Origin of the sequence: Pseudomonas sp. Irchel s3h17 (genome assembly GCF_900187505.1) — a bacterium.
Lineage (GTDB): Bacteria > Pseudomonadota > Gammaproteobacteria > Pseudomonadales > Pseudomonadaceae > Aquipseudomonas.
Window position 1 is genome coordinate 44,499 of sequence record NZ_FYDL01000001.1, and the last position, 21,035, is coordinate 65,533.

Consider the following 21,035-nt stretch of genomic DNA (forward strand, 5'->3'; position numbering starts at 1 on the left):
CCGACGCAACATTCCAACCTTATGATTCGCGACACCGAAAACTGAAGGGGCGATAGATGAATCGGCCATCAAGAAGCATGCGCAAACTGCTCGACGCAGTCGCCACCAACAATGAGAGCGCGGCGTTGGATGTGATGCGTGCGACAGAGCAGCTGCAAGACGAAGTGCTTCGTCAACGTTTGCTCAACCTGGTTCATCGGCTCAATCAAGACGCCAATGACCTGCGAATGGCGCGAGACGATATTCAGGGTGGATCCATCAAATTTGCGTGACTGTCTTCACTGCACTCTAGCGGGCGAAGAAGTGGATAACCGTAGCGAGCGGCATGGGGCAGGTGCTGCTTCGACAACAAGCACCTGCAGTGAATGCGCTCTATCTGTGCGGCACTTAGGCGGTTTCGGAGCCTTTATCCCTCAAAGCGAACGAACTAGGTGCCGCTTCAATCCGCCCTTGCAGCTGTGCAACATAGGCCTGCGCCTCTTTCAAGTTCTGAAATGACACAACGTTGTCGTCGAGCCAGACCTTGCATCCGCTTCCTTGCTCATTCACTTCGATTTTTACATTCATTGGCAGAGTCCCTATGCGTTTGGTGCGGCAGAGAGTAATGCATTTTGAAAATGTATCAAAATGAATTAAAGGCTCTAAATCAGGGCTTTCAGTGGGTTTTTGATTGGCGTTGGCGCAGCCACTTGGCAAGCCATCACTTGCTCCTTCTGGCATTCACTAACTTGGCTTGGGTATGGAGCGCCTGCGACCCTGGGCATCGCAGGAGGTATGTTGCTTCTGTATCTAATCGTCAGTATCGGTCGGCGCTATCTGGAACATCGATCACTCAAAAGTGAGGCAACGTCAATAGCCGCCGCGATCAGGCAGTCGGCTTTCGCCGAGCCAGGAGGATCCGTGAATCTTTCCGATAGCCGCATCCTGCGCTCCCTATTCATTGAGGTGAGGTTCATCTCACCCGGATGGGCTGCCGGCAGCATCACGTGTGCGGCTTCTGCCAGTTTGGTGGGGTAGAGGTTGATATTGGCAAGGAAAAGCCCGCCTTTGGTTTTCACCGCATCGTAAATCGCGTCGACCATCTCCGCGGTTGAACCGCCACGGACATTGGCCATGGCTTCTCTGACAATATTGGCGCGTCGCAGAATGACCGTGCGATGCTGCTCGGCATTGAGCGTGGTCTGGAACGGGTTGGCCCCCCATGCCGTATACATCATGCCCTTGCCGTTGATGATCTCCCCCCAGGTACGACGTTTAGGTTTAGCGGGGGCATGCCAGTATTTCAAGTCTTAGGGAACGCATGACAACCAAGCAATCGGCATCGGCGCCAACATGCTCACCCTTCACTGACATGATCATGTCTCCTGGGTGTGATCCAAAGGTTAAAAATGGATTTCGGCGGTCTTGAGTCCCAAGTCTCGAAGTTCGGCGATCAAGTCATCCAGATGCCCGAAAGACTCGACCTCCTCGTTGTCATCAACCAAAAAGTAACTTCTTCCGGCGTCCTTCTTGAAGAACACAATCCACTCTTTGGAGTTGGTCGGGTTTGCGATCACATGGGTGTCAAAGGTCATGCCTTCGGCATGTTTGCTTTTCACAGCTTTACGATTCATGTCAGACACCTCGCTACTCGCGCTCTCGTAATTTTCTATTTACAGTGCGCGCCCGTTTAGCCCCATGTGAATCTTCACGGTAAACATATCCAGCCGCACGGCGCAGTGGCTCAAAGGCTTTTAAATTATCACTGTATGTTAATACTATGCACATACACGAATAAGGAGCTAGCCATGATTGCGATAGGTGAGGCATGGAAGGCGGGGCTGTTGGGTCGAGAGCACTGGCTCAGCAATATGGTGTCTGGCGTGATAGTCGGGGTCGTGGCGCTCCCCCTGGCAATGGCTTTTGCCATTGCATCTGGCGTCAAGCCTGAGCAAGGCATCTACACCGCAATCATCGGCGGTCTGCTGGTTTCACTCTTTGGGGGAAGCCGCTTGCAGATTGCCGGGCCGACAGGTGCGTTCATCGTGATTCTGGCGGGAGTCACGGCCAAGCATGGCGTTGATGGTCTGCAAATCGCTACGATGATGGCGGGTGCCATGTTGTTCTTACTGGGTTTGGCCCGGCTCGGGGCAATCATTAAGTTTATCCCCGATCCGGTGATCGTCGGATTCACCGCTGGTATCGGCGTGATCATCTGGGTCGGACAGTGGAAGGATTTTTTCGGTTTACCGACGATCAGTGGAGAGCACTTCCATGAAAAGCTCTGGCATTTGCTCCAGGCGCTCCCAGATCTTCATATAGCCACCACGCTGCTGGCTACACTCAGTTTTTTCCTGGTCATCACCGCTTCCAAAATCCCCGGTCTCAAACGGGTGCCTGGCCCGCTAGTCGCAATGGCGGTAGCAACAGCAATACAGTCAGCTTTTCATTTCGAAGGGGTAGCCACGATTGGCAGCGCATTTGGTGGCATACCTCAAGGTCTTCCAGCGTTAAGCCTGCCTGAAATCACGCTGTCTCGCGTCATCGATTTGATTGGCCCTGCGTTCACTATCGCCATGCTTGGGGCAATTGAATCGCTGCTGTCCGCAATGGTGGCCGATGGCATGGCGGGCACTAAGCATGATTCCAATCAGGAACTGATCGGTCAGGGGGTGGCTAATCTGGTCACGCCATTGTTTGGCGGATTCGCAGCTACCGGAGCCATTGCCCGTACTGCAACCAATATCCGTAACGGCGGCACAAGCCCACTGGCCGGCATTACGCATGCGGTCACCTTGGTGCTTATTATTCTGTTTCTGGCACCTCTAGCCTCAAATATCCCACTGTGTGCCCTGGCCGCCATTCTTTTCGTGGTCGCATACAACATGAGCGAGTTGAAACACTTCAAGCGCATGCTCCAGCGAGCCCCACGCGCAGACGTGTCTATCCTGCTCATCACCTTCAGCCTCACCGTGTTCAGTGACTTGGTGATCGCCGTGAATATCGGCGTCATTCTCGCGATGCTGCAGTTCATGCGCCGCATGGCCTCATCTGTGGAGGTGCAGCAGGTAGTCGAGCACGAACTTGAAGAAGAGTTGAGGGCCAATGGTCATGCTCACTTGCCGCCAGGGATACTGATTTATACGATTGAAGGGCCACTGTTCTTTGGTGCGGCTGAGACCTTCGAGCGTGTGTTAGCACAGACCCATACCGACCCACGCCTGCTGATTATCCGCTTGAAGCGTGTACCGTTTATGGATATCACGGGCTTACAAGTGTTGGAGGAGGTCATTCAGCAGCTGCACAAGCGGGATATCGTGGTCAAACTCTGCGAAGCGAACACGAAGGTGCTCAACAAGCTCAATAGGGTGGGTATCCTGCAAGAAATCAGCCCGGAGCATTACCACGCCGACTTCAACGCCGCGCTGGCTAAAGCTGTCAGTCACGTCGAGGGTACGTCGACCCTCTAGAGACCAACTGCCAGTGTTGGGTTATGACTTGGTACTGGCGGCATGCTTGCTCTTCGTCGAATAGCTGGCGCCGTGAGTGTCAAGATAGTCACGAATCAATTGGCGGACTACCTGCGAAGACGTGAGGTCTTGTGCTGCACAGAGTTCCTCGAAAGCTTTTTTCTTGACGGGGTCAATGAGCACAGTGAGGCGCGCTGTCTTGCTTTCCATGGGGGTATTCAATCGCTCAAGTCGCAGGATATTAATCAAATTGTAATTGCCTTGTTCGGTGCTGTCACTGTAACGGCGGCCTGCTGCTCGGTACCTCGACTGTACTCACAAGAAAAGATTTAGTTCTCACGGTGGGTGATGAGCCGGATCTGGCCGACAGCTGTCTGGCATGAAGAAGTCACTCCGGAGCCATCAGCACTGCAAGCGTCATATTGATGAAATCCTCGTTCTTGCTGATTGTGTCCAAAGCGCCGCGCACGTTGCCGGCGACCTCCGCTGATCCTCTCTGTTCGACCCAGAGCGTTAGCTCCATGATCGCGGCTTCGAGGGCTAGCTGGTTCTGATTGATCTTGAAGAGTAGGGAAGGGAGTAAGTCTGCGTTCGACATTGTGATTCCTCCGTGGAAGAGCCCAGTTTTCGAAGGAAGGGGCTCGTGCTAACAGGCGTACCCGTGACTGACTCTCTCAAGTTCAGCTTTCACGAGTTCGTATCCCTCCTCAGTGTGAGCAAGCTCCAATGGCGTGCTTCCATCGAAGGCAGTTTTCGGTTGATTTAGCCAAATATCCGCTTTCGCTTTGTTGCCAAAGACCTGCTTGGCCTGAAGCCGAATCAACTCAACGTAACTCATCGCTGGCTCTCATGAAGTTTTCTGGTGTGGTGGTTTCGATCACTCTGAACCTGCTTGTATGGTTGCTTTCTCTGCATGAGATTGATGCCCTACAAGTACCGGCAAAAGGAGACGATTTCAAGAACGGGGCTTGCTTCAGCTGAGACAAATTACGACAGTGCAATGCGCTCGCCTTTGCTCGGAGGCCGGCTCAGCAGTAGGTGTATTTTTCTTAACGTCGCTGCTTCAGGCCGATGGGCCCAGCTTGAATGACTTCGAAGCTTTCACGATTATGGCACTGACTATCGACGGTAGTGTGGTGCTGCCTTCAATCAAACCGTTCTAACCTTATGAGCACCTACTTACTTTTCCCGTCAGAATAAACACCAATCAAGAAATTGCTGAGGAAGAGGTATAGAGATGGAGTGTACGTTCACCCTGAAGTACCAATTGCCGTCTGACGACAACGACATGGATGCGATCATGGATCGCTTGGCGGAAGAGGGCTGTGATGATGCGTTGGTCGGAGTCGGACAGCCAGGTCTACTGGCGTTGGAGTTTGTCCGTGAAGCACCCTCTGAACGTGACGCACTTGAGGGTGCCATAGAAGACGTGCGCCGAGCCGTACCTAACGCACGCTTGATCGAGGCAGTTTTCGCTCCAGCCTGACTGAAGCTCCTTCTCTTTCCGTGTCGAATAGCCCTACGCTGAGGGCGATGGAGATGTTGCTGGTTCGGGCCAACTGGCCCGGCTTGGTGGTAGGTTTTTAGATGGAGGTGCAAGTGCTGTCATCAATCAAGGAATACCAACCAGGGCCTCAGATGCCCCAGAGCATTTGGATGACCCTCGGCCTGCCGTCACGCGGTACTAGGCTTCATGACCTAATTCGCGAAGGACTGCCTTTTGAATTCCTCGACCGGATAGCGAGCCTGCTGCAGACGCAGCGAAGTACTTCCCCTCGACAAGGTACGTCTGCTTTTGCTAATAATGGCGAAGTGCCTTGCGGATTGGCAGCTAGCGCTGAATCTCCTCGTCTGCACGGGCATTGTGATCCACTGTGCTAAGGGACTTGGCGAAATCCATCAGTGATAATCCCGGCAGCGCTCCGCGTATCGGAGCACATTAGGGATGTCTAATCACGGCGCTCGACTAGCACTCCATCGTCCAGTTCAATCACTTGATTTTTGGCTGCCCCAGCTTAAGGTTTTTTTCTGAATGAATACTGAAAACATCGAAATGCTTCTAGAAAGGCTAGTGACTATCAATGAAGAAATCTCGGGGAAGTTAGATGATGTCAAGTATGACCTCGGCGCCATCAAGGAGGAATTGAACTGGGTGGGGGAGCATACATACGCTAAGGTTGTATATGATGGATTGAATGATATCACTGAAAAATTGCATGCTGTTGAGATGGGAATAACAAGCATAGAGTCCAATACATCTAGTACGTGAGATGGGCCTAGAGCGCTAAGCGCAGTGCTATGGGGGCGTGGTCTAAGTGATGGCTGAAGCTCATCACGGGTATTCGATTTCAATAGGTGAAATTTTGGTGGTTTGAAGTTTCAGCGGGGGTCGGCCTCCGTTGATTCTAAGAGTCTGACTTACATGACCCAAATATATCTCCTCAATAGATAGGGGTTCTGGCGCCATGTCGGCGGTTAGTACTCCGCGGCTGGCTGCAAACTGCACAGCCCCGCAAGGTTCGGTGAGTTCTGATGAATCCATGCGCTGTCGAGACGGGCGTTAATCCTATTTAGTTTCAGATAGGGGACAGTTCAGTTGTAGGGAGTACGAGTGGTGGTGTAGCAGTTAGGGGGCGGGTCTAGTACCCTTTCGTTTGGCGCTATTGTGCTGAACGGATTAAGCGCCTTCTAACGACCAAAGGCTCATTACGATTGGCGCAGGAAGCGCTATCATCCCGCCATTAGCTCAAGAGGGGCCCTCTGGCCGGCAAACTCCGGCACTCCCTTGGGCATTACGACAAGGAAGGTTGCGCATGGACGACATCGTTCAGCCCCTCACGCCTCAAGAAGAAACCCCGCCTAAAGAAATGAAGATCCTTGCCACCCTGGTGGCGAAGCTGAACCTTGCGGACTTCCAGAACGCCATCCCTGTGATTCGGGAGCTTCGAATCTCGAACGAAACCGAAGATCGCTTCGTCAATGCGACGCTGACATTGTCTTCGGAACCCGAGGTATTCAAGTCCAAGGTCTGGCGGATCGATGAAATAGCTGAGGACAGCTTCAGAGTCATCCCTGGACTCGATCTCGTCCTGGACGGCCCATTGCTGAGCCGTCTGACCGAGGCGGAGTTGACCACCTTCACCTTTGTCCTCGAGGCTGATGACAAGGAGGCGAAGATCGGTCGCAAGGAAGTTGCTCGTCTGGAGCAGGTCGTAGATCTTCTGCCCCGCAATCAATGGGGTGGCCTGCGTCATATCCCCGATATGACAGCCGCGTTCGTGCAACCCAACGATCCGGCAGTCGAACGCTTATTGAAGCAGACGGCTGAGCTGCTTCGTCTCAGTGATATGCCTTCATCGCTTGACGGATATGAAGGTGGCTCCAAGCGGGCATGGCAGCTGGCTTCGGCAGTATGGGGGGCCGTGGCGCGTATGAAGCTTGATTACGCCTTGCCGCCGGCAAGTTTCGAGCAGTCCGGCCAAAAGGTGCGCAGCCCAAGCCAGATTGCCGATACCGGCTTGGCTACCTGCATGGATCTGACCCTGCTTTTCTGTGCTGCTCTGGAGCAAATCGGGCTCAATCCTGTGATCGTCTTCACCAGAGGACATGCCTTCGCGGGGCTCTGGCTGAAGCCGGAAGAATTCACGACTGCTCTCGTGGACGATGTGACCGCGGTGCGCAAGCGGGTGAAGCTGCAGGAGCTGGTCTTGTTCGAGACCACGCTCGTCACTCATAACCCGATTCCGTCCTTCACGTACGCTGTCGAGCGAGGGGCGAAGCAGATTGCCGAGGACGCTGAGAGCGATTTCGAGATGCTGTTGGATATCCGCCGTGCTCGGTTGCAGCGGATCAAACCGCTCGCTAGTTCAGAAGCGCAGATTGCACGGGTTGCGGCTGAGGTGACGGATGACGCTCCACCCCTGTTGGTTGAAGAAGGTGCGGGCATCCCCGACGAGACGCATGAAGTGGTGGTCGAAGACCTTTCCAAGCTCGATCCTGCTGACCGTCTTGGCCGCTGGCAGCGCAAGCTCCTCGATCTGTCTCTTCGAAACAACCTGCTGAACTTCAAGATGGGCAAGCGGGCGCTGAAGCTCGAGTCGCCAGATCCTGGTGCGCTCGAGGATATTCTGGCCAGTGGTCAGTCGTTGAAGCTGCTGACCCGGCCTGACCTCATGGATGGGGCTGATCCGCGGGAGCGCGCGTTGTATGAACAGCGTGAGCGTGAGGATGTTCGCCGCCGCCATGCGGAGGATGCGCTCAAGCGCAGAGAGGTGTTCGTCGCGCTGACTTCCAACGAGATGGATGTTCGACTCACCGAACTGTATCGAGGTGCTCGAACAGCGTTGCAGGAAGGTGGTTCCAACACGCTCTTCCTGGCCATCGGTTTCCTGAGCTGGACGCGTGAAGATAGGGCAGGGCAGAAGTACAAAGCGCCACTGGTGCTGGTTCCGGTAACGCTTGAGCGCAAGAGCGCTCGCTCCGGATTCACTATGGTGCTGCACGATGATGAGCCGCGCTTTAACCCGACATTGATTGAAATGCTGCGCCAAGACTTCGAGCTTGGCCTGGGCTCTCTGGAGCATGAGCTACCTCGAGACGATTCCGGTCTGGACATTGCCGGCATCTGGAACAAAGTCGGTCATGCAATCAAGGACATTCCAGGTTGGGAGCTGAACGAAGACGTTGTGCTGTCGATGTTCTCGTTTGCCAAGTACCTCATGTGGAAGGATCTGGCCGAGAACGCCGAGCAGGGCTGCGGCGAGTTTGCGGGAAATGATCCGATAATCAACGTGATCGTTGAGTTAGGGTTTGCAACGAGGCCGTGCATCTGACGGAGAGTTTTTGTATCAGATTTGAGACTGGCCTCTGGGTACGCAATGTGCGTGGGCCTACCGGATAGATTGAACTGAAAGGGCACCGCTTGGTGCTTGGCCTAAGGAAATCCAGTGAGTGCTGCCGGCAAGCAGAAACCGTTGGCGGTGCTAGACTACGAAATGTTTTCTTTCTTTGCTGACTCTCTGTGACGCATGGAGATCTGAGATGGATTCATATATTCCGCTTAGACGCATAGAAGTTGACCGTACTCAATTGGATATCGTCGTAATTAGAGACGATGGAACGATTGCGGCGCCTCAACTTACAGTTTTCGTGGATCCGCTCACGAAGGCGATCACCCATACCGCCATCACATTCCCAGAAGACACTGGCGAGGACGAACCTTAGCGCTCCCTCTGCAATCGATGCAGATCACTCTAGGGACGCAGCAACCGAAGCTAGGCATTTTCTGAGTTGCTCGATACTCATGACGTCTGATCTTCGGTGAACGACGGCGTGACAGTTGGGGCAAAGAGAAATCAAATCGGTAACCGGGTTCAGTTGGTATTCTGCGCCGATCTGACTTAGCTGGATAACGTGTGGGCAATTGCACATAAATGGCCAACCCCTGAGGTCGCGTAGGAAGTCCTCGGCATTCTGACATGCGCTGCCGGTGGTGGTTTTGGAGCGATATCGACGAAGCCATGAGTGACCTAACCTGGCAATACATGGCATATCTATGCCCCTACAGACTGCGTCACCGGTGGGTAATTTTGCGACGAGTCACGAGTCCAAGACTGCCAGGCCTGGCAATACATGGCATATCTATGCCCCTGCAGACTGAGTCACTGGTGTGTAAAATTCGCAACAGAAGGAGAGAAGAGTTCGGAGCTGCCTAACCTGGCAATACATGGCATATCTGAGCTCCTAAAAAACTGCGCCACCGGTGGGGAAAACTCACAACAGAAGGAGAGAAAAGTCCGGAACCGCCTAACCTGGCAATACATGGCATATGAATCCCTGACGCCCGGTTCAACGCTGTGCAAAATTTGCAACAGGAGGAGAGAAGAGCTCAAGTCTGAAGCCAATCACGATGGCCAACGTCGATTTCTATCCACATAATGCGCCCAGGCTTCACAACTTTTTATCCTGCATCTCATTCGCGTCGATCAGCGACATTGGGCTTTACTCACAACCTAGGAATTACGGGCTGTATAGGGGAGAGAGGTGAACGTTTTGAGCCTTATAAGCCTAGGTTGTCTACCTGCCCCACCTCCTGACGTCCTTTCTAGTACTCAACTGATGGGCTAAACTCGGGTTAAGCGATTGAGCCACGGAGCTGGTAATGCCATGTCCAGATCTCACGAATTTTTAGCCCTTAGGCAGGCGGAAAATCGATTGGCTGAAGCCACCAGCGAGGTAGAGACAATCCGCACCTCCCGTGACTTTATTCTTGATGAGCAATTTTTCAAGGCCTTACACAGTTTGATGGATGCGTATGGTTTCAATGCTCCAGATGTTGCACGACTGCTGCTTGCCCGTGACCCTGATATCAACTCTCCAGAACACGATAATTCGACTATGTCTTATCTGGAGAATTTAAGCGAGTTAGTCATTCTGAACGAGGATGACCTCAGCGAACCCGAGCCGGCAGACATCTGTTATGAGGGGTACAGCCCGGAAGAGTTTCGAGCACGCATTCAAGCTTCAAAAACCAGCATCGACAAAACCAGCTCGCACGAAGGATGAAGTTAAGAGAGCTGGTGCGAGGTGGCGTTGTGAAGAAAATTGCCGAAGTTTTTCAAATCAACCGTCGTATTCAGTCCGAGTTTCAAACTGCTGCTGCCTTGTTACGCGATGCAGAAGTCATACGCGCGTTGCGCTTTCTGAACGACCTTGACGAGCTAGCCGAAAAATATCAATTTTCGCCTCGCGACATCCTCATGTACCTCGCGCCTCGAAAGGAATACTCCCAGCTCGCCCATGCTGACCAAGGCGTGATACAAAAATTGGCGGCAACAGCTGGTGCTACGAAATCTTCACGCCGCCCACGGGAATATCCTGTCAAACGCTACAAAAATCCTAATACCGGCGATGTGATAGAGACCCGCGGCGGAAACCACACTGTGCTCAAAAAGTGGAAGTCCACCTACGGCGGCGCCGTGGTTGAAGGATGGCGACTCGACTGAGAAAGTTGCTGCCAGTCGACACTCCACAGGCGAAGATGGGGAAGGGTGCTGATCCTGTTCTTAGGATATTTCCCATTGTTCCCACGACGGTAAGCGTCAAGCGAAGCGAGTCGAGCGGCGCACCATACTGAATGAGATTTTCCGAAAACAATCTGCCGACGCAGCGATACCGGGATCGTCGTCAGCAAGCGCTGCATCAGCAATGAGCTCGCGCATTCTCTTCAAATTGGTTGTCATGGAGTTGGAATTATAGCCGTCAACATTACTAAGCTGAGGGAACAGTGGCAGATTCGGCAATGCGCGGATCAGATTCACTTGTCGTGACTGCAGGTATCTTTCAATCAGCGGACTCATAGGTGCGGGTAAGCGTAACCAGTTGTCCGACACGCCGCTGGATGACGCTGAAAGGCTCCAGCCTCCATCAGGCTCGCGCTTTAAGCGGTCGAGTGTGAATTGCGCGCTTGGGGTACCAACTATTTGCTTTGCGGTCAGGTTGGTATAGCGCGCAAACCCAACGTACATCATCATCTGTAAGGCTTGGCGACGGTGGACGCGTGATGTCAGAGCATCCGTCAAAAGCCAGTCGAGCTGCCTTTCAGTGAGCACGTCCGAGCTCTTACTCCAGTTAAGGTGCCTGGAGGCGCTAGAAAATCCTTCGACAGGATTGGCGCGCGAGCTACCTGTGGACAATTGGTAGAAGTCAAAGAAATGCCTAACATGAAGAACCAAACCCGCAAAGACGCTGCGGGTGACGGGGTTCAGTGATCCATTTCCGCCGGTAGTCCGTCGGAATAGCCGCCAATCTGGATTGATCGCCCAGTCTTTGAATGGTGCGGAGTAGTCCTCCAAATATCGATTGCGAACGGACACCCCCGTGCATCCTATAGGAGGATCGCAGTAGAAACTCAGGAAGCCATCTACCTGTTGTTCGTCCCAGTCCAATAGAGGCACCCGGGTATGAAAGCTCCAAAGCAGCATACGTTCCAGGCACCTGGCCAATTCGTTGTACCTGAAGCCAGTGGGGTTCGTAATCGCGCTGCACTTGAGGAACTCCATGCAGTACCAAGTACCAGTGAAAGGCTGAGCATCGGGCCAAACCTTTTCCAGACGATCGCAGACGGCGATGGACTCGGGAACGTTGGTTCCGCGCTCAGGGCGCCATTGGCTGTATGCAGGAAAGATCGGAAAGAAGATGAATGGACGCATCGCCGCAGCCTCTAGAGAAGTATTATCAAGAGGTGCGATGCATCTGGGTGATTTAGGTTTAGCCTCGGTCTGAGGTTGAGTCAAATATCACCGGGCTTTGCAGCGCTCTAGTCGGTGATTGGTAAATTGGCTCCTGAGGATTTGGTTTCAGAAGCGGTGCTAAGCCGATAAGTGCGAACGGGTTCGGTGATGGCTGACAACGATGTCGGTGATTGTTGAAAAGGTCTAAATGAACATTTCTAACATAGCACATGATTTAACATAATATACATTATGCGAATCTTCGTATTGGAGTGTCAGGGTCAGTTGAGGTCAGATTGAGCGCAGCGTTTCTGTCGAGATTACTTAAAAGTGGAAAAGGCATTTAAATTTGAAAAATTCTTAAAAATCATTGTGTTACCGATCGCTGTGCGCTAGATGCTCAGAGCATTTTGGAAATTTAACGTGAAAAGTTACTTAAATGCAAAACGACAAAGTCGTGCTGAGTTCCTAACAATCAGCCCTGAGCCGACACTTCTAAGCTTAGCTTCTCTGCTAGGTGTTTCCATCTCGGCAGTTCTCAGAAGTCATCATGGGAAAAATGTGAAGTGACCGTGTAAATCAAGCATGGCATTTCTTACGTCACAGACCCGTCTGCAAGCACGTCGCTCTGTGAAATCTACAGCGTTCAGCATGGAGCTGGTGCGTAGATTTCAGTCGGTGCCAATCGCTGGCTGATTTACATGCAGGTGCGCAAGGTTTGCCAGGACACACCTTGCGCTTGAGCCGCTGATAATGCTGCTCCGATTCCTCGAGTTTCAGGCATGAGGAGTCGAGCCTCGAGCCGATCCTATGCAAGCAGGAAAGCCTGGTGAATGGCATTGTTCACCATGACGAACCCAAAACTTAACGTAATTCTCATGCAGAACTGCGGCTGTTCGAGAGGAACGCTTGTTGTGCGCATCCTCTGCTACAGATTTGTACTTCAAATTCGGCGCAAGCAGGCGAAACGATCATCGATTCCCTTTTTTGTACCGCTACCTCGCGAAAGCAGCGGCCACACTAACGCATGCCGCTAACTCATTGATAACTCAACTAAATAGTCCTTTAGTTGAGTTATTAGTTACTCCACCACCACGTCAAGAAGGATTGGGTATCGCCGAGCGCCATCCACTATCGCAACATGCGAGCTTCTCCTTCTTGCCGTGGATGCTCCACCCGATTTCGAACACGTGTAACGCCTGCGTGATCTGGTTCAGCCCAGGCTGGTTTATGAACATCCGGCATGGTCCACCTGGCGCGGCGATTATTACCCCCGACTTGTTGCCCTTCCCTTGCAGTTCGGAGTCGCCGTAGGCGTGCTGGTTAAAAAACGTGGATGGCGAGCGAGCCGGAACGTTTTCCTGCTCGATGCTTAGCAGTGCCCCACTCGCCTCCTCACCCGTCTCACTCTGCAGTGGCCTTGCGGAACATGCGAGGGTCATAAATGAAGTCGTAAACCTCGACCACTTTTATCTGGCTCACCGCCGGGTGATTGGGATTTATCACAACGTTGCGTTCCAGAGCCAGCACGGCGGAAGGAACGATCAACCCAAGGTGGGTGTTCGCCTTCAACCAGACGGTACCGAAGTCCATGCCTGGACGGTCTGCAGGGAGGCTGGCCCAGCCCTCCGGTAACATCACCGGATCAACCTCCAGATACAGGGATTTTTCGGCGGGTAGCTCAAAGCAGGTGATTTTCATGGGGAAAGTCGGCTCGCCATCCGCATGCACGAACGTTTCCAAGCAGCAGATCGCCGGACTCAGCCCCATGTAAAGAGCTGGAACATCCTGGTCGTTCCATCGCCCCCCCTCAATGGCTGCTCCCATTCCCGAAAGGTCGGTAGCTCGTTTGGCCTTTGCAATTCGCCAGGCCATCATCAGGCAACACCACCCCATTCCAGTGCTTGAAGCACACGCCGAACCTGCCTGGCCCCTATCTCTGTTTCGCAGAGCATAATTGGCGTGCTTGCGCCGAGGGCTTTGTTCGGCCTCGACATCCAGCTTGCAGCAGACTCTCTGCTTTCGAAAACTTCCTCGGCCAAGTGACAGACAGCAGCTATCCGATCTAGACGTTCGGATGCGACAGGATCAAGGTTCTTATTCTCACGCTTACGGCGTTCAAGCGTGGAGATCGATGCGTTGAGCAGCGTCTCCAAACTGCGCTCTTGCAGATCAAAGGTCACGCGGACAGCTTGGAATAGACTCGCGGAAAACCCCTCCTTGATCTGGTGCAGCCGTTCCGAGTCCTTGAGCGAATTCCGATTGGAGCTGAAATCCCAAAATGCCGCGATCACTGCGTGACGCGTTTGGTCTTGTTTTCTTGTTTGACGCTGAGCAGTCGTAGCGGTGCTCATAACTACTCCTTCAAATGAGTTTATTTTACCGTCAAATGAAGTATACGCCGGTTATCGAGTAGTGCTACTACCCTTCAGAAACTCTTGCTTACCTGTCCTGAGCAGCCCACCAAGGGGGGCACTGGAGAGTCCCGCGAGAGCCTACGGATGACCCTCTCCCACTTTCTTCCTGTTCGGGAAGTGAACTGGACAAAGGTTAATGCTTGCACATCAGGCCATGCAGAACGCCAAGTCGCAGCCCCGGCTCAGAGGGCTCCATCTGTGAAATGCCAAACACTTTGAACGCCGCGAGCATGGCGACAAGACCGCCAGGCAGGATGCTATGGCGATGGGGTTGCAGCCCCGCCAGTTTCAACTGCTGCACACTCTTCACTTCCAGCAGGCGCAACGACAGTCGCAGCAGTCCGCCGTAGGTGATTCCACTTTGCCCAACGTCGTTCAACCGGTTGGCCTTGAGGACTTTGGCCAGCATTCTGGCGGTGCCTGACGAGCCAATCGTCTGCTGCCAACCCTGGGAGCGATAACGCCGGGCAACTTTTTCAAACTGGAGAATGGCCACACGCTCGGCCTCTTGCAGGGCGGCAGGAGAAATAGTGCCTCCGGGGAAGTAACGCGCGCCCAGCGTACCACTGCCAACGGCGATGCTTTCAGTCAACAAAGGCTGAGCGCCCTGGCCGAGAATCAGTTCGGTGGAACCGCCACCGATGTCCACGACCAATCGCATGCTCTCAGGTCCCTGTATCGTGTGGGCAACACCGGCGTAAACCAGTCGGGCTTCTTCATGCCCGGAGATGACATCGATACGAAAGCCCAGGTGCCGCTCGGCGCTGGCCAGAAACAACTGCGCGTTGTCCGCATCCCTGACAGCACTTGTCGCTACCGCCCGCACGCGGCCCGCTTCGAAACCACGCAGCTTTTTCCCGAATCGCGCCAACGCCTGCCATCCGCGATCCAGCGCCAACTCATCCAATACGCCGCCGTCAAAGCCCTCGGCCAGTCGGACGGGCTCACGCAGGGTCTTCACTTCCTGGATCAGGAATCCCTTATTTCGCCGCACTGACTGGCCGATCATCATGCGAAACGCGTTAGAGCCCAAATCCACAGCCGCAAACAGGGAGACGTCTTCTTTCATGGCAGGAATCCTTGCAAATCATCAGCCGGCCGCATCGCACTTGGTTTAATGCTCAAGACGGTTTGCGAGGATTCTGCAATAGCTTCGATGACACCTTGATGACGTATCTACCCTTAACGAATGGAACTCGACCGCTACAGCCGATCGGCTGATCGCGCGGGGTTCCGCCCCCTGCCCGCCCCTCAGGCCTTCCACAATGCTGGCCAGTCAAGAAACGTCTTGAAGTAATGAGGCCCGTGGCGAGGGAGCTTGCTCCCGCTGGTGCGCGAAGCGCGCCCAACAATGCCACTGCGGTCTTTCAGAATGAACTCGGCGATCGTTTTGGGGCTGCTGCGCAACCCAGCGGGAGCAAGCTCCCTCGCCACCGGGGGGCATGACGAGGACTATTACGCCTCGGCGCACGGCTCGGTGGACCTGATCACGCCCGGCGCGCCACGCCCGCTGGAACTGAGCACCAACTACCGCTTCTGAGTGGCAACCTCAAGCACCCGTGCCCGGCACTGCAACACTGCCGGGCATTTTTATGCGCTGTACTGACAATGCAGCCCAGTTCGATCCCCGGCACCCGCCGTTCACGCGACGGTCCAAACAGAACCACCAACCCGCTGGCAACCTGCGTCGCGGGTGGATGACTGTGCCGAGGGCCGCTATGGACATTGTCGAACTCAAGCGCTTTCTGCTGTATAGCCTCGCCATCAACTACTCCATCCTTCTGCTGTGGTTTCTGGTCTTCAGTTGTGCCCATGACCGGCTACTGCGCCTGCACAATCGCTGGTTCCAACTGTCCCGGGAGCGTTTCGACGCCCTGCACTACGCGGCCATGGCGCTTTACAAGACCGGCGTGCTGCTGTTGAACCTGACGCCCTGGCTGGCATTGCAACTGATCGACTGAACCACGGGAGCCGAGTCGAGCTTGCAACCGTGCGCCGTCAACGGGACCCTGGCTCAAGCACGGTCACCGTGGCGGTGGTACCGGCACGCAGGCGCCCCTTGCCGGCGGACTGTGGATCTATCGCGATCCGCACCGGCACCCGTTGGGCCAGCTTGACCCAGGTGTAGCTGGGTTGATGTTGGCCAGTAAACGACTGCCCGGCAGGTTCTATCGATCGCTGATCGCAAAGGCGATGCTCTGCACCACGCCACCGAAGGTCTCGCCACTCATCAACTGAATCCGCACCCGACTGCCCTCCTCGATCCTCGGCAGCTTGGTTTCCTCGAAGTAACCACTGACATAAAACGAGTCACTGTCGACCAGCGCCAACAGCGCGCTGCCTGCGGTGTCGAAGATGAACGCCAGGTACAAGGTCAGCAGGCCGGCGGCGACGGTGCGCAAGGCGAACAGCAACACCCCGAGGCCGGGGTTGAACACGACCTTGAAGTAATGGATCAGTGGCTGCATCGGGAAACGCCGAGGCTGCTCATCACACGCGTTGCCACGGCAGTGCAGGCGCGGTCAGACGTGCCCCGTCAAACCCTTCTACCTCGCCAAAGCGCGCCAGGTCCCGGCTGTTCCAGGCCTCGAGGGCCTTGGCGATGTCCTCCTTGCTGTGGCCAACGAAGTTCCACCACAGCTGTATGTCCTCGGCAAAGGGTTCGCCCCCCAACAGCAAGGCCCGCGAGCCCGTCGTACAGGACAACTCGACCTCGTCGAGGCCGCGCCCCAGGTAGGCCAGTTCGTTACTGGCAAAGGTCTGCCCGTTGATCGTGAAAGCGCCTTCCAGCGGCAGGATGCCGTACTCGAAGCGCGGTTCCACGGCCAATCGAATCGAGGCCGCGCCCTGGCTCGACAGGTCCAGTCCCACCAGTGGTGTATAGATGCGGCTCGGGGCGGTGCGGCCGGCGAAGGTGCCCGCCAGCAGGATGACCTGTACCCCGCCGTCGACCCAGCCCGGCAGGTCCGGATAGTGATCGAACGCGGGCGCGCACTCCTTGTCGGCCGCGGGCAAGGCAATCCATAACTGCGCGGCGTGCAAATGATGCTCATCGGGCAGGGATTCTTCGGTGTGGGTGATACCACGCCCAGCGGTCATCAGGTTCACCTGGCCGGGGCGAATGACCTGGACATTGCCCAGGCTGTCGCGGTGCAGGACCTCGCCCTCGATCATCCAGGTAAAGGTCTGCAGGCCAATGTGCGGATGAGGACCGACGCGCAGGCCAGCCTTGCTTTCAAACACCGCGGGGCCGGCGTGATCGAGAAAACACCAGGCACCGATCATGCGTCGTTGGCGCGAGGGCATCAGGCGGTTGACCGTGATCCCGCCCCCCACTTCAGCGCTCCGTGCGGTGATCCGCTGGATCGCACGACTGCCCTCCTGCACCGGGCAGTCCGAGGAGGTGTACAGCTGACAGGGGGATTCTTGGTTACTCATCGTTTATCTCTCGGATAACCAGGACCAGGGTTTCGTGAGCCAGTCCTGAATGGCATTCAGCAGGGCGCGCAGCTGTTCGAGAAGGCGTCCGACGGACAGCCGGCCCCGGGCCTCGAAAAGCGTTGGAACCCCAGCGATCAGCAGCTCTGGCCGGTTCATCGTGTGTGCCCTGCCCTTCGGTTCAAACGGCTACGCACCCTTCGACAGCGGATGAATCAGGCATGCGTTCGCCTTCTCCCCTAAGCGTAGCCGCTGGGTTGGGGGTGTTGCGCATCGTCGGGCAAGGTATATAGGCAATGACTGCCAGGGCTGATCGCCGACCGTCGACACAAACAGGCCCCTATCGCTCAGGGCCTGTTCGACAGCCTTACTTGCCGGCGGTGTCGATCAGGGTCTACGACTTCAGGCCGATACACCCGTGCAGCTACAGGTGATCAGCGGCGCTGTCTGGCGCTTCTGATCGGCTCCCCTCTGTCCGGTCCTCAGAAGGATGTTCAGCCGCCTCCAGGGTTTTCAGCAGTTCGGCAATCTCGGCGGATTGACGGGCCGAGGCATCGCTCAATTCGCCAACCTCACGCTGCAAGTGGGCGACCTGCTCCAGCAACACCTGCTTGCCGCCCTCCACTTGCGCCACCTGGATCTTCAACGCACCGATTTCACTGCGTTGACGATCCACCACCGTTTCCAGTCCCAGATTGGCCTTGTGCTGCTGCCGGGCCTCGGTGAGCAGGCGCTCGTTATCGCGGTTCAACTGCGTCACTTCATCCTGCTTGATGATCAGCGTCTGCTGCAGGTGACGCATCTCCATCTGCACCTGTTGCAACTGACCCTCATGCCGGCGCTGCTCCTGCTCCCGTTGCTCCTTGCTCGCGGCGCGGTAGTGCTCAAGCGCATCACGGGCATGCTGGTGCTTTTCTTCCAGGGAGCGGACCTGCTCCTGCTTGTCCTTGAGGTGCACCTCAAGGTCGAGGTTCGACTGGCTCAGCCGTGCATTGCGGGTCTGTTCGGCCTGCAAGGTCGTACGGCAGGTGTGCAGCTCGCCGGACTCGGTTTCCAGGGCGACACGCTGGATATCGTGCTGCTGTTGCAGCTGCGCCAGCGCAGCCTGGCTGGCGCTGAGTTGTTCATTGAGTGCGGCCTGCTCGGCCTGGGACACCTTCAGCGCCTGCTCGAAGCGCTCCTCGCTCTCTTCCTGCAAGCGCAACGCCAACCGTGACACCAGCTCGCCAAGCTCGTCGCTGAGGGCCTGCTGGGGCGCGCCACGGCGCAGATCGAGGTCTTCGAGCTCCTTCAAATAACGATGAATCGTGGTTTTCGAACCGGTATTGCCCAGCTCTATCCGTACGGCATCGATGCTTGGATGTTCTCCACGCGCCAGCAATGCCTCCCGCGCCTTCTGCACGATTGCCTTGTTTACGCCGCCACGGGCCATGTGTTGCTCCTACGATTTCGTACTGTATTACATACTATGTATTTACATTCTATTTATGTCAAAGCCAACGATGCCTAAAGGCTTGTTTATCTGATTGAATAATTGAGCGTTATCGCATCTGTCAGGGTCAAAACCGCGCTTGCCCGTGTGATCCAGTACGCCAGGACCGGCCCTGGGGACGCGCACGCTAAAATGTCGTCAATGCCCAGCAAAATCCGCAGCAGCGCCCGCACCCCGCCGGGCGCCGGACGGAGTAAGGTAGGTAAAACCCCAAGCCTGAGGTACGCCGTGGCGTCCTATTCCCTGCGTCAGTTGAAGTACTTCGTCACCACCGTCGAATGTGGCCGCGTTGCAGAAGCCTCCCGCAAGCTGTACATCGCCCAGCCGTCGATCTCCACGGCCATCAAGGGCCTGGAAGACAGTTTCGGCGTGCAGTTGTTGATCCGTCACCACGCCCAGGGCGTGTCATTGACTCCCAGCAGAACCAGGTGCGGGACGCCCAGTCGGCTCAAGTGTTCACTCATGGCCACGCCGGCCTGACCGGCGCCGACGACAAGGGTATCTATGTGTCTTGTTTCAACTGTCATGGCTGTGTACTTCTGAAAGTCGGGTTGATTCAGATCGACCATGGCTGCCGCCTCTGAGGCTGATCATTGTTGTTTTACGGTTGCGGCTATCGGTGCAAGGGGTGTTGGCGGCATTCTGTTGGGAGGTGGGAATTTGCGAAATTATGATTTTTGTCATTGCTGCCAAGGAAAAAGCTGCTCCCGCGCAAAGGCCCGGGCGCAGCGGGTTGCGGGCGCGGGTGATGTCCCGTGGCGAGCGAGCTTGCTCGCGCTGGGCTGCACAGCAGCCCCGAAAGGGTCACCGGGTCTTGTCTGAAAGACTGCAATGGTCTTGTTGGAGTGGGGGCGCTTCACGCCCCAGCGCGAGCAAGCTCGCTCGCCACAGGGCCTGTGTTCGGCATCCCCGCTTCGTCATCTGCACTGCGCCAACCCGTTATTTCTCAAGGACTTTTGCTGTTTGCCGAGTTTTAGGATTTACTGCCACGAGCACACAGCGGGCGTGCCGTGGAGGAATTTCCAGATGAACAAGGTAGACCGCTACCTGCAGGCCGGTACCCGGGAAAACACCCGGCGCAGCTACCGGGCGGCGGTGGAGCACTTCGAAGTGACCTGGGGCGGGTTCCTGCCGGCGACCGGCGACAGCATCGTGCGTTACCTGGCCGACTACGCCGATCAGCACGCCATCAGCACGTTGAAGCAGCGCCTGGCCGCCCTGGCGCAGTGGCATATCACCCAGGGGTTTCCCGACCCGACCAAGACCCCGGCGGTGCGCCAAATGATCAAGGGCATCCGGACCTTGCATCCGGCCCGGGAAAAGCAGGCGCCACCCCTGCTCCTGCAGCACCTGGAGCAAGCGGTCAATTGGCTGGAGCAGGAGGCGCAACAGGCCGCCGAGCGGCATGACCTGACGACCGTGCTGCGCAACCGGCGCGATATCGCGCTGGTGCTGATCGGGTTTTGGCGCGGGTTTCGCGGCGATGAACTGTCGCGCCTGAGGGTCGAGCATGTCCAGGTCGACCCGGGCTCAGGGATCACCTTCTACCTGCCCCACAGCAAAGGCGATCGCCAGCACCTGGGCACCACCTTTCGCACCCCGGCGCTGAAAAAACTCTGCCCGGTCGAGGCGTATTCGAACTGGATTACTTCGGCGGGCATGGCCTATGGGCCGGTGTTTCGCAAACTCGATCGTTGGGGCAACCTGGCCGAGGACGGGTTCAACACCAACAGCCTGATCCCCTTGCTGCGCCGGGTTTTTCAACGCACCGGCGTGCCTGCGCAGTTCTACACCAGCCACTCCTTGCGCAGGGGCTTCGCCACCTGGGCATCCGCCAACGGCTGGGATATCAAGGCGATCATGAACTATGTGGGCTGGAAGGACGTCAAGTCGGCCCTGCGTTATGTCGATCCCGCGGCATCCTTTGGCGAGCTGGCCTCCAACACCCTGAAGGAGGCGTCAGCGCTCACCACGTACACGACCGGCACACTACCGGCAGGCTAGGCCC

20 protein-coding genes and 5 pseudogenes are annotated in these 21,035 nt (G+C 55.8%); 11 read left to right on the forward strand and 14 right to left on the reverse strand.

What is annotated here, in order from left to right:
• Positions 1-56 precede the first annotated feature (56 nt).
• Positions 57-272: a hypothetical protein gene (locus CKW25_RS00215; protein WP_095077028.1), complete on the forward strand. Its 216-nt coding sequence runs from the start codon at positions 57-59 to the stop codon at positions 270-272.
• Between the two features lie 115 nt (positions 273-387).
• Here the strand turns inward: CKW25_RS00215 and CKW25_RS25935 are convergent, their stop codons facing one another.
• From CKW25_RS25935 to CKW25_RS00230, 3 genes are all read right to left on the reverse strand, one after another.
• Positions 388-720 carry a hypothetical protein gene (locus tag CKW25_RS25935; RefSeq protein ID WP_143497207.1) on the reverse strand — a complete coding sequence of 111 codons (333 nt, stop codon included), beginning with the start codon at positions 718-720 and terminating at the stop codon, positions 388-390.
• 92 nt (positions 721-812) lie between these two features.
• Positions 813-1,286: a molybdopterin-dependent oxidoreductase gene (locus tag CKW25_RS00225; protein WP_256577887.1), complete on the reverse strand. Its 474-nt coding sequence runs from the start codon at positions 1,284-1,286 to the stop codon at positions 813-815.
• Between the two features lie 96 nt (positions 1,287-1,382).
• Entirely contained in the window at positions 1,383-1,613 is a 231-nt protein-coding gene (locus CKW25_RS00230) for a hypothetical protein (protein ID WP_095077030.1), read from the reverse strand.
• Positions 1,614-1,787: 174 nt separating this feature from the next.
• On the opposite strand from CKW25_RS00230, the gene CKW25_RS00235 reads away from it, so the two are divergent.
• A complete protein-coding gene (locus tag CKW25_RS00235) occupies positions 1,788-3,449 on the forward strand; it encodes a SulP family inorganic anion transporter (RefSeq protein WP_095077031.1) in 1,662 nt (553 codons plus the stop codon).
• 21 nt (positions 3,450-3,470) lie between these two features.
• Here the strand turns inward: CKW25_RS00235 and CKW25_RS00240 are convergent, their stop codons facing one another.
• The 3 genes from CKW25_RS00240 to CKW25_RS00250 form a co-directional block, all read right to left on the reverse strand.
• Positions 3,471-3,659: a ribbon-helix-helix protein, CopG family gene (locus tag CKW25_RS00240; RefSeq protein WP_095077032.1), complete on the reverse strand. Its 189-nt coding sequence runs from the start codon at positions 3,657-3,659 to the stop codon at positions 3,471-3,473.
• Positions 3,660-3,837: 178 nt separating this feature from the next.
• The gene (locus tag CKW25_RS00245) at positions 3,838-4,047 is read right to left on the reverse strand and encodes a hypothetical protein (protein WP_095077033.1); all 210 of its coding nucleotides are present in this window, start codon (positions 4,045-4,047) and stop codon (positions 3,838-3,840) included.
• 48 nt (positions 4,048-4,095) lie between these two features.
• Positions 4,096-4,287 carry an MbcA/ParS/Xre antitoxin family protein gene (locus CKW25_RS00250; protein ID WP_095077034.1) on the reverse strand — a complete coding sequence of 64 codons (192 nt, stop codon included), beginning with the start codon at positions 4,285-4,287 and terminating at the stop codon, positions 4,096-4,098.
• Between the two features lie 399 nt (positions 4,288-4,686).
• Here CKW25_RS00250 and CKW25_RS00255 point away from each other — a divergent pair.
• The 5 genes and pseudogenes from CKW25_RS00255 to CKW25_RS00285 form a co-directional block, all read left to right on the forward strand.
• Positions 4,687-4,914: pseudogene (locus CKW25_RS00255) on the forward strand (hypothetical protein); the annotation flags it as partial.
• Between the two features lie 567 nt (positions 4,915-5,481).
• Complete coding sequence (locus CKW25_RS00265; protein WP_095077036.1) at positions 5,482-5,718, forward strand: hypothetical protein; 237 nt, start codon at positions 5,482-5,484, stop codon at positions 5,716-5,718.
• Between the two features lie 544 nt (positions 5,719-6,262).
• A pseudogene (locus tag CKW25_RS00270) lies at positions 6,263-8,197 on the forward strand (DUF4011 domain-containing protein); the annotation flags it as partial.
• 1,417 nt (positions 8,198-9,614) lie between these two features.
• Positions 9,615-10,013 (forward strand): hypothetical protein, encoded by a 399-nt coding sequence (locus tag CKW25_RS00280; RefSeq protein WP_095077038.1) that lies wholly within the window; start codon positions 9,615-9,617, stop codon positions 10,011-10,013.
• Positions 10,014-10,042: 29 nt separating this feature from the next.
• Positions 10,043-10,453, forward strand: coding sequence for a histone-like nucleoid-structuring protein, MvaT/MvaU family (locus tag CKW25_RS00285; RefSeq protein ID WP_143497209.1), 411 nt, complete (start codon positions 10,043-10,045; stop codon positions 10,451-10,453).
• Positions 10,454-10,549: 96 nt separating this feature from the next.
• Here the strand turns inward: CKW25_RS00285 and CKW25_RS00290 are convergent, their stop codons facing one another.
• The 4 genes from CKW25_RS00290 to CKW25_RS00305 form a co-directional block, all read right to left on the reverse strand.
• Entirely contained in the window at positions 10,550-11,659 is a 1,110-nt protein-coding gene (locus CKW25_RS00290; RefSeq protein WP_095077040.1) for a hypothetical protein, read from the reverse strand.
• Positions 11,660-13,084: 1,425 nt separating this feature from the next.
• On the reverse strand, positions 13,085-13,558 hold the full coding sequence (locus tag CKW25_RS00295) for an RES family NAD+ phosphorylase (protein ID WP_095077041.1): 474 nt from the start codon (positions 13,556-13,558) through the stop codon (positions 13,085-13,087).
• Positions 13,558-14,034: an antitoxin Xre/MbcA/ParS toxin-binding domain-containing protein gene (locus CKW25_RS00300; protein ID WP_095077042.1), complete on the reverse strand. Its 477-nt coding sequence runs from the start codon at positions 14,032-14,034 to the stop codon at positions 13,558-13,560. Before CKW25_RS00300 ends, CKW25_RS00295 begins: the two co-directional genes overlap by 1 nt.
• A 196-nt stretch (positions 14,035-14,230) precedes the next feature.
• Positions 14,231-15,166, reverse strand: a complete 936-nt coding sequence (locus CKW25_RS00305; RefSeq protein ID WP_095077043.1) for a Ppx/GppA family phosphatase — start codon at positions 15,164-15,166, stop codon at positions 14,231-14,233.
• Between the two features lie 303 nt (positions 15,167-15,469).
• Between CKW25_RS00305 and CKW25_RS26590 the strand changes: the two genes are divergently transcribed.
• Positions 15,470-15,637 (forward strand): hypothetical protein, encoded by a 168-nt coding sequence (locus CKW25_RS26590; protein ID WP_172736366.1) that lies wholly within the window; start codon positions 15,470-15,472, stop codon positions 15,635-15,637.
• A 178-nt stretch (positions 15,638-15,815) separates the two neighbouring features.
• On the forward strand, positions 15,816-16,058 hold the full coding sequence (locus CKW25_RS00310) for a DUF6868 family protein (RefSeq protein WP_095077044.1): 243 nt from the start codon (positions 15,816-15,818) through the stop codon (positions 16,056-16,058).
• 37 nt (positions 16,059-16,095) lie between these two features.
• Here CKW25_RS00310 and CKW25_RS00315 read toward each other — a convergent pair.
• The 3 genes and pseudogenes from CKW25_RS00315 to CKW25_RS00325 all read right to left on the reverse strand — a co-directional run.
• Positions 16,096-16,451, reverse strand: a pseudogene (locus CKW25_RS00315) (HlyD family efflux transporter periplasmic adaptor subunit); the annotation flags it as partial.
• 136 nt (positions 16,452-16,587) lie between these two features.
• A complete protein-coding gene (locus CKW25_RS00320; protein ID WP_095077045.1) occupies positions 16,588-17,535 on the reverse strand; it encodes a pirin family protein in 948 nt (315 codons plus the stop codon).
• A gap of 424 nt (positions 17,536-17,959) precedes the next feature.
• Positions 17,960-18,967, reverse strand: coding sequence for a DNA-binding protein (locus CKW25_RS00325; protein WP_095077046.1), 1,008 nt, complete (start codon positions 18,965-18,967; stop codon positions 17,960-17,962).
• A 288-nt stretch (positions 18,968-19,255) separates the two neighbouring features.
• On the opposite strand from CKW25_RS00325, the pseudogene CKW25_RS00330 reads away from it, so the two are divergent.
• A pseudogene (locus CKW25_RS00330) lies at positions 19,256-19,456 on the forward strand (LysR family transcriptional regulator); the annotation flags it as partial.
• On the opposite strand, the pseudogene CKW25_RS26895 reads toward CKW25_RS00330, so the two are convergent.
• Positions 19,447-19,596, reverse strand: a pseudogene (locus CKW25_RS26895) (FAD-dependent oxidoreductase); the annotation flags it as partial. The pseudogenes CKW25_RS00330 and CKW25_RS26895 overlap by 10 nt on opposite strands.
• A 457-nt stretch (positions 19,597-20,053) precedes the next feature.
• Here CKW25_RS26895 and CKW25_RS00340 point away from each other — a divergent pair.
• Positions 20,054-21,031: a tyrosine-type recombinase/integrase gene (locus tag CKW25_RS00340; RefSeq protein WP_172736368.1), complete on the forward strand. Its 978-nt coding sequence runs from the start codon at positions 20,054-20,056 to the stop codon at positions 21,029-21,031.
• The last annotated feature ends 4 nt before the right edge of the window (positions 21,032-21,035 follow it).

Coding starts and splice junctions, on each gene's coding strand:
- CKW25_RS00265 (WP_095077036.1), top strand. CDS start 5,482: ATGAATACTGAAAACATCGAAATGCTTCTAGAAAGGCTAGTGACTATC.
- CKW25_RS00300 (WP_095077042.1), bottom strand. CDS start 14,034: ATGAGCACCGCTACGACTGCTCAGCGTCAAACAAGAAAACAAGACCAA.
- CKW25_RS00250 (WP_095077034.1), bottom strand. CDS start 4,287: ATGAGTTACGTTGAGTTGATTCGGCTTCAGGCCAAGCAGGTCTTTGGC.
- CKW25_RS00230 (WP_095077030.1), bottom strand. CDS start 1,613: ATGAATCGTAAAGCTGTGAAAAGCAAACATGCCGAAGGCATGACCTTT.
- CKW25_RS00325 (WP_095077046.1), bottom strand. CDS start 18,967: ATGGCCCGTGGCGGCGTAAACAAGGCAATCGTGCAGAAGGCGCGGGAG.
- CKW25_RS00320 (WP_095077045.1), bottom strand. CDS start 17,535: ATGAGTAACCAAGAATCCCCCTGTCAGCTGTACACCTCCTCGGACTGC.
- CKW25_RS26590 (WP_172736366.1), top strand. CDS start 15,470: ATGAACTCGGCGATCGTTTTGGGGCTGCTGCGCAACCCAGCGGGAGCA.
- CKW25_RS00215 (WP_095077028.1), top strand. CDS start 57: ATGAATCGGCCATCAAGAAGCATGCGCAAACTGCTCGACGCAGTCGCC.
- CKW25_RS00235 (WP_095077031.1), top strand. CDS start 1,788: ATGATTGCGATAGGTGAGGCATGGAAGGCGGGGCTGTTGGGTCGAGAG.
- CKW25_RS00280 (WP_095077038.1), top strand. CDS start 9,615: ATGTCCAGATCTCACGAATTTTTAGCCCTTAGGCAGGCGGAAAATCGA.
- CKW25_RS00295 (WP_095077041.1), bottom strand. CDS start 13,558: ATGATGGCCTGGCGAATTGCAAAGGCCAAACGAGCTACCGACCTTTCG.
- CKW25_RS00310 (WP_095077044.1), top strand. CDS start 15,816: ATGGACATTGTCGAACTCAAGCGCTTTCTGCTGTATAGCCTCGCCATC.
- CKW25_RS25935 (WP_143497207.1), bottom strand. CDS start 720: ATGCCAGAAGGAGCAAGTGATGGCTTGCCAAGTGGCTGCGCCAACGCC.
- CKW25_RS00240 (WP_095077032.1), bottom strand. CDS start 3,659: ATGGAAAGCAAGACAGCGCGCCTCACTGTGCTCATTGACCCCGTCAAG.
- CKW25_RS00245 (WP_095077033.1), bottom strand. CDS start 4,047: ATGTCGAACGCAGACTTACTCCCTTCCCTACTCTTCAAGATCAATCAG.
- CKW25_RS00305 (WP_095077043.1), bottom strand. CDS start 15,166: ATGAAAGAAGACGTCTCCCTGTTTGCGGCTGTGGATTTGGGCTCTAAC.
- CKW25_RS00290 (WP_095077040.1), bottom strand. CDS start 11,659: ATGCGTCCATTCATCTTCTTTCCGATCTTTCCTGCATACAGCCAATGG.
- CKW25_RS00340 (WP_172736368.1), top strand. CDS start 20,054: ATGAACAAGGTAGACCGCTACCTGCAGGCCGGTACCCGGGAAAACACC.